Source organism: Segatella copri (assembly GCF_949820605.1).
In the GTDB taxonomy this organism is placed as follows: Bacteria; Bacteroidota; Bacteroidia; order Bacteroidales; family Bacteroidaceae; genus Prevotella.
Map to the genome: position 1 here is coordinate 1847313 of NZ_CATKVU010000006.1, position 13974 is coordinate 1861286.

Annotated in this window: 6 protein-coding genes; 4 read left to right on the forward strand and 2 right to left on the reverse strand. The window is 46.0% G+C overall.

The window, feature by feature from the left end; translation table 11 throughout:
• The first annotated feature begins 22 nt into the window (after positions 1-22).
• The 3 genes from secA to RCO84_RS08965 all read left to right on the forward strand — a co-directional run bounded on the left by secA (position 23) and on the right by RCO84_RS08965 (position 8110).
• Positions 23-3361, forward strand: coding sequence for a preprotein translocase subunit SecA (gene secA, locus RCO84_RS08955; RefSeq protein WP_287797951.1), 3339 nt, complete (start codon positions 23-25; stop codon positions 3359-3361).
• A 243-nt stretch (positions 3362-3604) separates the two neighbouring features.
• Positions 3605-6136, forward strand: a complete 2532-nt coding sequence (feoB, locus tag RCO84_RS08960; RefSeq protein ID WP_317584790.1) for a ferrous iron transport protein B — start codon at positions 3605-3607, stop codon at positions 6134-6136.
• A 189-nt stretch (positions 6137-6325) separates the two neighbouring features.
• Positions 6326-8110, forward strand: a complete 1785-nt coding sequence (locus RCO84_RS08965) for an ATP-binding protein (protein WP_317584792.1) — start codon at positions 6326-6328, stop codon at positions 8108-8110.
• A 273-nt stretch (positions 8111-8383) separates the two neighbouring features.
• Here RCO84_RS08965 and RCO84_RS08970 read toward each other — a convergent pair whose 3' ends face one another.
• On the reverse strand, positions 8384-9544 hold the full coding sequence (locus tag RCO84_RS08970) for an MFS transporter (RefSeq protein ID WP_317584794.1): 1161 nt from the start codon (positions 9542-9544) through the stop codon (positions 8384-8386).
• 181 nt (positions 9545-9725) lie between these two features.
• Here RCO84_RS08970 and RCO84_RS08975 point away from each other — a divergent pair, with 181 nt between their 5' ends.
• Positions 9726-10592, forward strand: a complete 867-nt coding sequence (locus tag RCO84_RS08975; protein ID WP_287797954.1) for an SGNH/GDSL hydrolase family protein — start codon at positions 9726-9728, stop codon at positions 10590-10592.
• Between the two features lie 127 nt (positions 10593-10719).
• Here the strand turns inward: RCO84_RS08975 and RCO84_RS08980 are convergent, their stop codons facing one another.
• Entirely contained in the window at positions 10720-13968 is a 3249-nt protein-coding gene (locus tag RCO84_RS08980; protein WP_317584795.1) for a DEAD/DEAH box helicase family protein, read from the reverse strand.
• Between the last annotated feature and the right edge of the window lie 6 nt (positions 13969-13974).

Consider the following 13974-nt stretch of genomic DNA (forward strand, 5'->3'; position numbering starts at 1 on the left):
AATAATAAAAAATAAATATACAATGAACTTTAACAAAATTCTCCAGTCATTGTTTGGCAACAAGTCAACTCGCGATATGAAGTTGATCCAGCCAATCGTAGAAAAGATCAAGGCAGAGTATCCTAAGATGCAGGCCTTAAGCAATGACGAACTTCGTGCAAAAACAAAAGAACTTCAGAAGTACGTACAGGAGTACGCCAAGGAAGAGAAGGCTAAGATTGCTGAACTCAAGGCTAAAATTGAAGACACTCCTATCGATGAGCGTGAAGGTATCTTCAATCAGATCGACAAGTTAGAGCAGGAAGCACTCGACAAGTATGAGGAAGCCCTCAACGAGGTTTTGCCTCAGGTTTTCGCTATCGTTAAGGATACTGCTCGCCGTTTCGCTGAGAACGAGGAAACAATAGTTACTGCTACCGACTTCGACCGCGAGTTGGCTTCTAATCCAGCTAACGACTTCGTTACCATCGATGGCGACAAGGCTATCTATCACAACCACTGGACAGCCGGCGGTAATGATATGAAGTGGGAAATGATTCACTACGATGTACAGCTCTTCGGTGGTGTTGTTCTCCATCAGGGTAAGATTGCCGAGATGGCTACCGGTGAGGGTAAGACCCTTGTAGGTACAACACCTATCTTCCTGAATGCCTTGACTGGTAATGGTGTTCACGTCGTTACCGTGAACGACTATTTGGCTAAGCGTGACTCTGAGTGGATGGGACCTCTCTATATGTTCCACGGTCTCTCTGTAGATTGTATCGACAAGCACCGTCCTAATTCCGACGAGCGTCGCAAGGCATACCTGGCAGATATCACCTTCGGTACCAACAACGAGTTCGGTTTCGATTATCTTCGTGATAACATGGCTACCAACCCAGCCGATCTGGTACAGCGCCAGCACAACTACGCCATCGTCGATGAGGTCGACTCAGTGTTGATTGATGATGCCCGTACCCCATTGATCATCTCTGGTCCTATTCCAAAGGGCGACGACCAGATGTTTGAGCAGTATCAGCCATTGGTTGAGAAACTTTATGAGGTACAACGCAAGCAGGCTACAGAATTGCTCGCCGAGGCTAAGCAGAAGATTAACGAAGGTACAAAGGCTAAGAATCAGGAACTCCTTGACGAAGGTTTCCTCGCACTCTTCCGTTCTTACAAGGCATTGCCTAAGAACAAGCCATTAATCAAGTATCTTTCTGAGGAAGGTATCAAGGCTGGTCTGCTGAAGACCGAGGAATACTACATGGCAAACAACAACCGTGAGATGCCTAAGGCTACTGAGCCATTGTACTTCGTAGTAGACGAGAAAATGAATTCTGCCGACCTTACGGATAAGGGAACCGACTGGTTGGCTAAGCAGGTAAACGACAAGGAACTCTTCGTATTGCCTGATATCACAACTGAGATGAGCGAACTCGAGGCTCGTACAGACCTTTCAGACCAGGAGCGTCTTGACAAGAAAGACGAGATGTTGGCTCACTATGGTGTACAGAGCGAGCGAGTACACACCTTGCAGCAGCTCTTGAAAGCATACACCATGTTTAATAACAACGACGAGTATGTCGTAATGGACGGACAGGTGAAGATTGTGGATGAGCAGACAGGACGTATCATGGAAGGCCGTCGCTGGAGCGATGGTTTGCACCAGGCTATTGAGGCTAAGGAGCATGTAAAGGTAGAGGCTGCTACACAGACCTTCGCTACCATCACACTTCAGAACTACTTCCGTATGTACCACAAGCTCGCCGGTATGACCGGTACTGCAAGTACAGAGTCAGGCGAGTTCTGGGATATCTACAAACTCGATGTTGTTGAGATTCCAACCAATCGCCCTATCCAGCGTAAGGACTTGGATGACCGTGTATACAAGACTGCCCGCGAGAAATATCGTGCAGTTATCGACGAAATCGAGGAAACACGTAATGCTGGTCGCCCAGTCTTGGTAGGTACAACATCTGTAGAGATTTCTGAGTTGTTGAGCAAGATGTTGAAGATGCGCAACATTCCTCATAATGTATTGAACGCTAAGTTGCACCAGCAGGAGGCCCAGATTGTAGCCGAGGCAGGTCGCTCAGTAAACGGTAAGGGTGCCGTAACCATCGCTACCAACATGGCAGGTCGTGGTACCGATATCAAGCTGACTCCAGAGGTAAAGGCTGCAGGTGGTCTTGCCATCATCGGTACAGAACGTCATGAGAGCCGCCGTGTAGACCGTCAGCTCCGTGGTCGTGCTGGTCGTCAGGGTGACCCAGGTTCTTCTGTATTCTATGTATCATTGGAGGATAAGCTGATGCGTCTCTTCGCTTCTGAGCGCATCGCCAAGGTAATGGACCGTCTCGGTTTCGAGGATGGCGAGCGTATCGAGAGCCCAATGATCAGCAAGAGTATCGAGCGTGCTCAGCGCAAGGTTGAGGAAAACAACTTCGGTATCCGTAAACACCTCTTGGAGTATGATGACGTGATGAACCGTCAGCGTACCGTTATCTACGAGAAGCGTCGCCACGCCCTCATGGGTGAGCGTATCGGTATGGATATTGCCAACATCATCTGGGACCGCGTATTGAACATCGTTAACAACAACGACTTCTTCGGTGCCAAGGAAGAATTCCTGAAAGTTCTCGCTATGGAGATTCCATTCAACGAAGATGAGTATGAGAACGGCAGACGTGAGGATTTGGCAGAGCGTGCTTTCCAGGAGGCTATGGCTACATTCAAGCGTAAGACAGACCGCATCCAGGCTACAGCTATGCCTATCATCAAGCAGGTATACGAAAACCAGGGTGCTATGTACGAGCGCATCATGGTGCCTATCACAGACGGCAAGCGCATGTACAATATTCCTTGCAACCTCAAGGAGGCATACGAGAGCGAGGCTAAGACCGTAGTGAAGGAGTTTGAGAAGAGCGTTGTTCTCCAGATTATCGATGATGACTGGAAGGAGAACCTCCGCAAGCTCGACGAACTGAAGCACTCTGTACAGAATGCAAGCTACGAGCAGAAGGATCCTCTCCTCATCTTCAAGTTGGAGAGTGCCAAGGTTTGGGATGCCATGATCAATGACATGTACGACCGTATTGCAAGTATCCTGATGCGAGGTCAGATTCCAGTAATGGAGCAAGAGCAGCCAGTTCAGGAGGCAGCTCCTGAGCAGCACACTCAGCAGAACTATGTAGAGAGTAAGGTTGATTTGGATGCAGAGCGTGAGGCCCAGGAGGCAGCTGCTAACCAGGATACCCGAGAGGGCGCACAGGTAAACCGCACTCCTTACCGTGCCGAGCGCATGCCACGTCCTAACGACCCATGTCCATGCGGAAGCGGCAAGAAGTTTAAGAACTGCCACGGCAGAAACCTGTAATCACAGGAAATGATGATGCTCTTAATATATAATAAGTATAAGAACATCCATCATCAGAAATAATGATAAGAATACCTAGACTTGATGAAACTCCCATCATTTCTAGGTATTTTTGTTATAAAACTACATCATTGCTACCAAGTTGCAAAGAATTATTAGTATTTTTGCAGTCGAAAAGAAAAAAGAGCTGACCATGAGGTTATGCCCCAAAGAAAAGAACAAGATTAAAACAAGGAAAGATATATGAAATTATCAGAACTTAAAACAGGTGAAAGTGGAGTCATCGTCAAGGTATCAGGACACGGTGGCTTCAGAAAGAGAGTCATCGAGATGGGATTCATCAAGGGCAAGAAGGTTGATGTGCTCCTTAACGCCCCACTCCAAGACCCAGTGAAATACAAGATTATGGGTTACGAGGTGTCACTCCGCCACAGCGAAGCAGACCATATCGAGGTGGTTTCCATTGATGAAGCCAAGAACGATGCAAAGCTCAGCAAGGCGGAAGAAGAAGACCGCCAGCAGGTAATTGACTCAAAAGTAATAGATTCCAACGATAGCGACGAGCAGGCGCTCGGCGACAAGATGCTCGTGGCTGAAAGAAAAGACAATGCCAGCAACGAAGCCCTGGCTGAACAGGAAGCAGAAAGACTCCACCGCGTCATCAACGTGGCACTGGTGGGAAATCCAAACTGCGGTAAGACTTCCCTCTTCAACTTTGCTTCGGGTGCTCACGAACGCGTAGGCAACTATAGCGGTGTAACCGTGGATGCGAAAGTAGGTGAAGCCGATTTCAACGGCTACCACTTCAATCTGGTAGATTTGCCGGGTACATATTCCCTCTCGGCTTATTCGCCAGAAGAACTCTATGTGCGCAAGCAGCTCATCGAGCATACGCCGGATATCGTCATCAACGTCATCGACACCAGCAACCTGGAGCGCAATCTCTATCTCACCACACAATTGATAGATATGCACATCCGCATGGTCTGCGCCCTCAATATGTTTGATGAAACCGAGAAGCGTGGCGATAACATCGACTACGACAAACTGGGCGAACTCTTCGGTATCTCGATGATTCCTACCGTCTTCACCAATGGCCGAGGCGTGGACAAGCTCTTCGAGACCATCATCGAACTCTACGAAGGTAAGGAAGATTCCAGCACTCACTATCGCCATATCCACATCAACCATGGACATGAAATAGAACATGGTATTGAGCATATCCAGAAATATCTGAAGGCAGATGATTCCATCCGCCAGCGCTACTCTACCCGATATCTTTCTATCAAGTTGTTGGAGAATGATAAGCACGCCGAGGAATACGTAAGTCATCTGAAATCGGCCAAGGAAATTTTCGCAGCCCGTGACGAGGCAGCCAAGCGTGTGAAGGAAGAGACCCAGGAGGATAGCGAAACCGCCATCATGGATGCCAAATACGGTTTCATTCATGGTGCATTGCAGGAAGCAGGCTATGAACCGGGCAAGGCAAAGGATACCTATCAGGTAACCCATCTTATCGACAGCATCCTGACCAATAAATATGTAGGCTTCCCTATCTTCATCCTCCTGCTGTTTATCATGTTCTCAGCCACCTTCGTACTGGGCGAGATTCCTAAGGGATGGATTGAGGACGGCGTAGCATGGCTGGGCGAGTTCATCAGCAATACGATGCCGGCTGGACCAGTGAAGGATATGCTGGTAGATGGTGTGATTGGTGGTGTAGGTGCTGTGATTGTCTTCCTGCCACAGATTCTGATTCTGTATTTCTTCATCTCTTATATGGAGGATTCGGGATATATGGCTCGTGCCGCCTTCATCATGGATAAGCTGATGCACAAGATGGGTTTGCATGGCAAATCATTCATCCCGCTGATTATGGGATTCGGATGTAACGTACCTGCCGTGATGGCAACAAGAACCATCGAGAGTCACCGTTCGCGTCTGATTACGATGCTGATTCTGCCATTGATGAGCTGTTCTGCTCGTCTGCCAATCTACATCATGGTCATCGGAACATTCTTTGCCATCCAATACCGTTCGCTCATCATGGTATCGCTCTATCTCATCGGCATCTTCCTAGCCGTGATTCTGAGCCGCATCTTTGCCAGTTTCGTTGTGAAGGGCGAAGATACCCCGTTCGTAATGGAGCTGCCTCCTTACCGCTTCCCTACCTGGAAGGCGATAGGCCGCCATACCTGGGAAAAGGGTAAGCAGTATCTGAAGAAGATGGGTGGCATCATCCTCGTAGCAAGTATCATCGTCTGGGCTTTGGGCTACTTCCCTCACAATGAGGAACTTGACAACCAGGCACAACAGGAGCAAAGCTATATCGGCAGAATAGGTAAGACCATCGAGCCTATCTTTACCCCACAGGGTTTCGACTGGAAACTGGATGTGGGCTTGGTTTCCGGTGTGGGTGCCAAGGAGATTGTAGCCTCAACAATGGGCGTGCTCTACAGCAACAACGACAGTTTCTCTGACGATCAGGGCTACAACGATGAAGACGGAAAATACGAGGTTTTGAAGAAGCAGATGACGTCTGATTTAAAGAAGACCTACGGTTACAGCGATGCCGAGGCAGCATCCAAGGCAACGCTCACCGCCTACTGTTTCCTCCTCTTCGTATTGCTCTACTTCCCTTGCATTGCCACGATAGCAGCCATCAAGGGCGAGACGGGCAGTTGGAAATGGGCAGGCTTCGCCGCCGGCTACACCACGCTATTGGCATGGGTAGTATCAGCCCTGGCCTTCCAAATAGGAAATTTGTTTATATAATACATATAGTTCCCGACGCAAGCAGAATTACGTCGCGATGCCGCAAAAGCCCCTAGACTTTTTCATCGAAGTCTAGGGGCTTTCTTGTTTCCAAGTCAAATAACAAACAAAAACAGCAATATTCCTTGCTTATTTCAAATATTTATGCTAACTTTGCCACATAAATATAAATTATAAGGAGAATCGCTCATGGATAGTAATATCACAAAGAAGAAATTTGCCAAACGCGAATACATTTATCGCAAGCGCATCCCTTACGGAATGATGAACTTCGTTAGCGTGAGAAGAGATGACTGCTATTATGTTGACAAGACCCCATATATAGAAGATATAGAAAGATCTAACAAGTTTTTCTTCTATATCCGCCCTCGCCGTTTCGGCAAGAGCCTTACCCTCTCCATGCTCAAACAGTATTACGATATCAATATGGCTGACAGGTTTGAGGAACTGTTTGGAGGACTGTATATCGGCGAGAATCCGACACCTGAGCATAATACCTATCTGATTATCTCGCTCAACTTTGCCGTGGTAGATGCCAATCTTGAGAATTACAAGAAGGGACTTGATGCGCATTGCAACACCGAGTTTAACTACTTCTGCGATGTGTATGCACAATATCTGCCAGCCAATTTGAAAGAAGAGATGAACAAGAAGGATGGTGCAGCAGAGCAGTTGGACTATCTCTGCAAGGAATGCAAGAAAACCGGACAGAAGGTGTATCTCTTCATTGATGAGTACGACCATTTCACCAATACCATCCTGGCTGAACCGGATTGCCTCAACAGCTATCAGGCAGAAACCCATGGCACGGGGTATCTCCGCAAGTTCTTCGACACCATCAAATCGGCTACAGATTCTACCCTGGAGCGAGTCTTCGTAACGGGTGTAAGTCCTGTTACCATGGATGACCTGACCAGCGGTTTCAATATCGGCACCAACTATTCCCTATCATACGAGTTTAACGAGATGACGGGCTTCACGGAGGAAGAAGTACGCGAAATGCTCACTTACTATACCGACACCCTCAATCTCCACAACTACACAGTGAATGAATTGATAGAACTGATGAAGCCATGGTACGATAACTATTGCTTTGCAGAGGCTTCTTACGGAGAAACCACCATGTACAACTCCAACATGGTGCTCTATTTCATTGATAATTATATCAGAAATAGAGGAAAACTGCCAAGGAATATGATAGAGGAAAATATCCGATTGGATTACAACAAGCTCCGCATGCTCATCCGTAAGGATAAGGAGTTTGCCCACGATGCCTCTATCATCCAGCAACTGGTAGAAAACGGCTTTGTGGCTGGTGAACTCAAGACTGGCTTCCCTGCCGAGCAGATAGGCGACCCAGATAATTTCGTGAGTCTGCTTTACTACTTCGGCATGGTTACCATCGCTGGAACTCATCAGGGAAAGACCAAGTTCGTGATACCAAACGAGGTAGTGCGAGAGCAGTTGTTCAGATACCTTCTTGACACTTACAAGGAGAACGACCTGAAATACGACTCATACGAAAAGGGAAACCTGGAAAGTGCCTTGGCATATTGTGGAGAATGGAAACCATATTTTGAATATATCGCAGACAGCCTGCATAAATATTCATCCCAAAGAGACCATCAGAAGGGAGAATATTTCGTGCATGGATTCACGCTTGCCATGACCTGCGACAATAAGTTCTATCGCCCGATATCCGAAAAGGATACCCAGGAAGGATATGCTGACATCTTCCTCTGTCCATTGGTTGATAATTTCAGCGATATGCTACATTCCTACATTGTAGAACTCAAATATGCCAAGTCGAAAGATACCGATGCGCATGTGGAGCAACTCAGGCAGGAAGCCATCAGCCAGGTGAATAGATATGCAGAAAGCGAAGTGGTAACTTCTGCCATCAAGACCACGCAGCTGCATAAGATCATCGTGGTGTATAAAGGCACAGAAATGGTGGTTTGCGAAGAAGTATAAATTCTACAAACGAGGAATAGTATGTAAAGAGAGCGCACAACACTTGAACGACAGCCGCACAACAGCTGAGCGACGCTCGCACAACACCTGTTGTGCAAGCGCACATCAGCTGTTGTGCGGCTTACTATATAATATATCCAGAAGACTTATTCTATATATCTGAAAGACTTCAAGTAACTGTTCGGAAGACTTTAGTCATATACTGGAACGTTATCAGTCATATACCTGAACGACATCAATCATATCATTAGAAGACATCAACCGTTTCCTTATTCAGGATAATCTCTTTCCTACCTTTGCGGAAACAAACGCTATCATAAGACCCAGACAGGCGGCAATACTGATGGCAATGCGGAGACCGGTAGCCTCAGCAAGCCATCCGATAACCGGAGGTCCTATCAGGAAACCGAAGAAACTGATGCTCGAAACGATGGTAATGGCGATGCTCGCCTTGATGGTTCCCAGTTTTCCTGCGATACTGTAACAGATAGGAACCGACGAAGAGATGCCGAAACCTACCAGCAGGAAACCCAAGGTGGCAGGAATGAGATAAGGCAAGGCAGCAGCCAGCCACAAACCGCCCAATATCAAACCACCACAAACCTTCAAAACCCTAGCTGGGCCGTATTTCGTAACAAACCCATCAGCCATGAATCTACCCAAAGTCATCGCTCCCATACCAGCCACATAGCCCGCACGGATAAAAGCCTCATCGGTTTTTACTACTGATGAAAAATATACGCTACTCCAATCGTAAACGGTACCTTCACAGAACATGCCTGCAAATCCCATCAGTCCCAAAAGGAACAGAATCGGGTCGATGGTCTTGAAAGAAAACTTCGGAACATCCTCCTCTTCTGCTTTCGCCATGGCATCATTAATCAGAAAGCGGAAACCGACAGCAACGATGAGAATACTCAGAGCCAGGATAGTTCCAAAGTGGACATCTATCGGGAGCAAAGTGTTGGCAAAGATGGCACCGATGATACCACCGGAGAATCCACCCAGACTCCACAGACCATGAAACGATGACATGATGTTGCGCCCATACATCTTCTCTACCAGACATGCCTGCGTATTGGTGGCAATGTTCATCAGATTCGCCATCATTCCGAAAGCAATAAGACTCAAAATCAGATGAAAAACCGTAGTACTGCTACCGATGCAGAAAAGAACCAGAACATAGAGCAACTCAGAGAGAACCAGCATCTTCTTGCTGCCAAATCTACTCACCAGGATACCCGAGAAAGCCATCATCAGAAGTTGGCCGATAGGAATGGCGAAAAGCACCGTTCCCAACTGACCGTTGCTCAGATGCAACATCTGTTTTACATCCGGAATACGGCTTGCCCAACTGGCAAACACTACTCCCGGAACAAAATAATAAGCCGCAACCGCCACTCGCTTGCGCGCCAAATCACTTAAATTACTCAAATTACTCAAACTGACTGTCATCCTTAATAATATACCTATTATAAATACTCATTTCTATTAGCGGCTGCAAAATTACAAAAAAAAAACAGAAAAAGACTGATATTTGAACAATAAATGTTGCGCCGTTTGAGATTTTTGCCGTACCTTTGCACTCAGAAAAAGAATTAAAAACAAACTAGCAATGAAGAAACAAACAATGATTACCCTGGCACTCGCCCTCACTCTGGCGATGCCAACCCTACCCGCCTTCGCCCAGAAGGCGATGAGCAAGAAAGAAATTGCCGAAAAAGAGAAGACATTCAAGAACCTTCAGCATCCCTGGAAGGGAAAGAAAGTGGCTTACTTCGGCGACTCCATCACAGACCCTAACATCAAGGCATCAAAAGTAAAATACTGGGGATTCCTGCAGGATTGGCTCGGCATCACCCCTTACGTTTATGGTGTGAGCGGCAGACAGTGGAACGATATTCCCCGTCAGGCAGACCAACTGCAGAAGGAACATGGTGATGATTTTGATGCCATCCTCATCTTTATGGGTACCAACGATTACAACAACGGTGTGCCTGTAGGAGAATGGTACACGGAGACTTTCGACAGCGTGAGAGTAGCCCGCCACAAGCCAAGCGAAATGGTACAGCGCCGCCACCGCCACTTCTGTATGGACAAGAATACATTGAAAGGCCGCATCAACATCGCCATGTCGAAGCTGAAGCAGATGTATCCTACCAAGCAAATCGTGGTGATGACTCCTGTGCATCGTGCTCTCTTTGCCAGTGGTGACAAGAACATCCAGCCAGATGAGATGTACGAGAATGCGCGTGGCATCTTCTTCGATGAATACGTGAAAGCTATTAAGGAAACAGGCAATGTCTGGGCGGTTCCGGTCATCGACCTCAACTCCCTTTCGGGTCTCTTCCCTCTTTACGATGCTGGTGCGCAGATGTTTAACAAACCGGATACCGACCGTCTTCATCCAAACGATGCCGGTCACTCTCGCATGGCTAAGACCATCATGCAGCAGCTATCTGCATTGCCTTGCGTCTTCTAGAAATCCGTGGCAATAGGTGGCAATAGGTGACAATAAGAATACATCTTATTGTCACCCATTTCTTCCTGTGTATCAATTACTTACAATCTGCGTGGCAGATATGGCAATAAAATAGAAAAACTTTTTCCTACATATACTGTAAAATCATATCAACCATCGTTTCCAGATAGCCTTTATCATCCTTAAACAGCACATGATTCTTTTGGAATTCACCTTTTTCAAATGGATTCTTCAACCAAAACTCAACCTGCTCCATTGGCGTATTGCTGATAATGAAACTGTTCAACATCAGATGAGCGTTGCCCAACTGAGAAGCCACTTCTGTCTGTAAATACTTGAAGAGTTGAATCTTATCATCCTCCAATCCTTTAAGATTGCGAATACCTTTCGGGTCGATGAAGGTGATATATTGCTTCTCTCCATCCAATATCCATAAGATAAAATCAGGATAGAAGTTGTTTGCTTCAAAGAAACCCAACCCCCTCTTACTCTCATTGCGAAGCAGATAAACCTGCTTACCAGCCAGCACATCGTCTTGATGAACCTTACAATATTCACGGAAAGAAGTAACAAAGTTCTGTTCTCCCAAGTTTAATGCCACAGGAGACACCTTCAACTTTGGCTCACCAGTTACAACATCCACATAAGGACGATTACCATTGGTATTTTTCTCTGCAAGGAAGACCAAAGGCTTATACAGATGTTCCTCCACATTCAATGCCTTGAAATAAGGAGCATCAAGAACCAAGTCTTTACCAAATTCATTGGCCTCCACCTGCGTCTGCAATGTTTTCAAATGATCCACCACATTAAGCAGGTCGTTACGAATCTCTATTTCATATTCGTCAGGCATACCTATATTATAATAGGTAACGCGTGTCTCCTTCAGATGCTTTTGCTCTTCCTTCGACTTGGCCTTCTTGTAAGCCATATCCATATAGCCACGGAGCAGACTGATTGTAACATCCTGCCACAACTCCACATTCTTTCCGAAATCATGAAAGTTCAAACGGTCTTCCGGAATTGACAATTCGTACCAGGAAGGATTTGCCATCAGATACTTCAAGTCTTCCAATCGCAATTCCAGATTATACCAACCTCGCTCTGCCTTCATACCCTGCAAGGCAAAGAACACTTCCGTCCAGTCTATCCAATTCAGATGCTCCTGTCCCAAAACACCTATATAGCGACTTGCAGCATTAGCAGTTTGAACATTCTTGCTTCTCAGCAAATCCACCTTTGGATATTTGTCCAGTTTTACATTCACCTTTTTCATCAGGCTTTCATCGGCAGGTTCCACCACGGCAGACTTCTTGAAGTTATAGCCATCCACGACTTTCGGCAATGAGAGATGAAGCGCATCTAAATCAACAGACTTAATGGTTTTAATGACAATCTTCTCATAGTCTATCTCATTGGTTGGCAAACCTTCATCCTCCAAATATGCCTTGAGGGCTTCCATATAATCAGCCCGCACGCCAAAGATATTCAGAGTCTCTATGGTTGACAAATTCTTTGGAATCATCTCGTCCTGATAGCAGGCATCCAGCATCTTGCTTCGCTTCAGGGAATATCTGTATCCCTTCAGACGAACACCACGACCAAAAAGCTGAATAATCTCAGAACCTTCGCTGCGTCCCACATTCATCAGCCCCATCACGGAAACTCGCCAACTACTCCATCCTTCAGTAAACTTCTTGGAACCAATCAGGATGTTGACGGTTGAATCTTGAGAATTGATATTATTGAAGAGGCTGGAAGTTACGAATGCTTTCGTTTCGCAAAGGAATCCTTTATCCTGCAAGAGTTTCAGCAATTCCTTACCATCTCCCACATTGATGACTCCGAAATAATCCTTAGTACTTCCTACTCTCAATCCAATCTCCTCAAAACCTCCTTTTTGAAGATCAATATGAAGTTGGGCACCATGGATATTGGAGTGGAAAAGATCCCGCAGGATAGCATCGTAGATGTTCTCGGCAAACTTCAGTTTGTCATCTTCTACGAGATAACCACCTTTAAGCGCCAGGAAAGAGTTGCCAAATACAGAATAACCATTCTTTGTTTTCAATCCATCTTCCGAACTGAGCAAGCGACGGATATAACCAGAAAATTCGGTACGATTCCGGATAAAATCCTGCAAGAACAAGAGTATCTGAGTTACATCCGATACCTGATTCTTATTTTCCTTACTCACAGCCTTCACGCTACTTCCCACAAATATTCCCAATGGCTTCTCCACCAGAAACCTGTTATGAATCCGCACATCACTCTGATAGATTTTTGTCTGTTCATAAAGACATAGCAAATATGCCGTGAGATACATATTGAGCAGATCATCATCATTCCAGTCGTTCATATTCATGATACGATAATCCTTGCCATATCCATCGGCATAGAAATAACGATAGGAATAATCAAAAAGTGTTGCCTTACCATATTGGTCGAACATCGCCTTCCGGTCTTTGGCATTACTCTTTGCAGAAATGGCTTGACCAAAGGTAGCGGAATACTCAAAAGAGAAGCCTTCCTCGGTCAACTTTTGGCGATACCCCATCCAGACATCACCACTGGAACCTTTGTGACCTTCATCTACCAATACCAGGTTGTTGCCCTCGAAAGCCTCTACTGCTACCGTTTTATCTCCATCCTTATCTGCCAATTTATTGATGTCGATGATTTCTACAGCCTTGCCTTGAAACAAACCACCAACACCTTGCTTACTGAACATAGCAACATCCATATTAGAAGCCTTCAACTCTTCATAATGCTGACGACTCAATCCTTCATTCGGAGTCAATACGATGATGCGGTTGAGTTTCTTGGCATGATGAATCCTGGCATACTCCTGATATTGCTTGATATTGACATGCATCAGCAAAGTCTTACCCGAACCTGTTGCATTCCAATAAGCCAACTTATTTAAGTCATCAACCGTAAAGTCGGGCAACTCGTGCCAGGTTTCTGCACGATGATTGAAGTCATCATGCAGAAAACGATTCAGGTTGTCGCAAAGTGCCTGCGGATTACTGAAATACTGGTCGAGATAGATTTCCGTGAACAAGAGGGATAGATACTGGAAGTACTTCCACTTGATTGGTTCACTTCGCTTCTCGTTAATCTCATCAGTAAACTTCACGATATGCTGGTCGTAAAAGTACAACTGTTCTATGGACAAAGGACCTGTAGCATAGAGCTTATGACAAAGCTCATGATAGAGTTTTGACTCGTGGTCATCATTCAATCCTTCGTATGCTGGATCCTTGAGGTCACGAGACAAAGCCTCCAAGTCCTTACAGCCAAACAGCTGCAAGATATAATGAAACAGGACCAGTGCCTGCTGCAGTTTTCCTTTCTTCTGTATTTTCTTAGCCATAATAAG

Coding starts and splice junctions, on each gene's coding strand:
- secA (WP_287797951.1), top strand. CDS start 23: ATGAACTTTAACAAAATTCTCCAGTCATTGTTTGGCAACAAGTCAACT.
- feoB (WP_317584790.1), top strand. CDS start 3,605: ATGAAATTATCAGAACTTAAAACAGGTGAAAGTGGAGTCATCGTCAAG.
- RCO84_RS08965 (WP_317584792.1), top strand. CDS start 6,326: ATGGATAGTAATATCACAAAGAAGAAATTTGCCAAACGCGAATACATT.
- RCO84_RS08975 (WP_287797954.1), top strand. CDS start 9,726: ATGAAGAAACAAACAATGATTACCCTGGCACTCGCCCTCACTCTGGCG.
- RCO84_RS08980 (WP_317584795.1), bottom strand. CDS start 13,968: ATGGCTAAGAAAATACAGAAGAAAGGAAAACTGCAGCAGGCACTGGTC.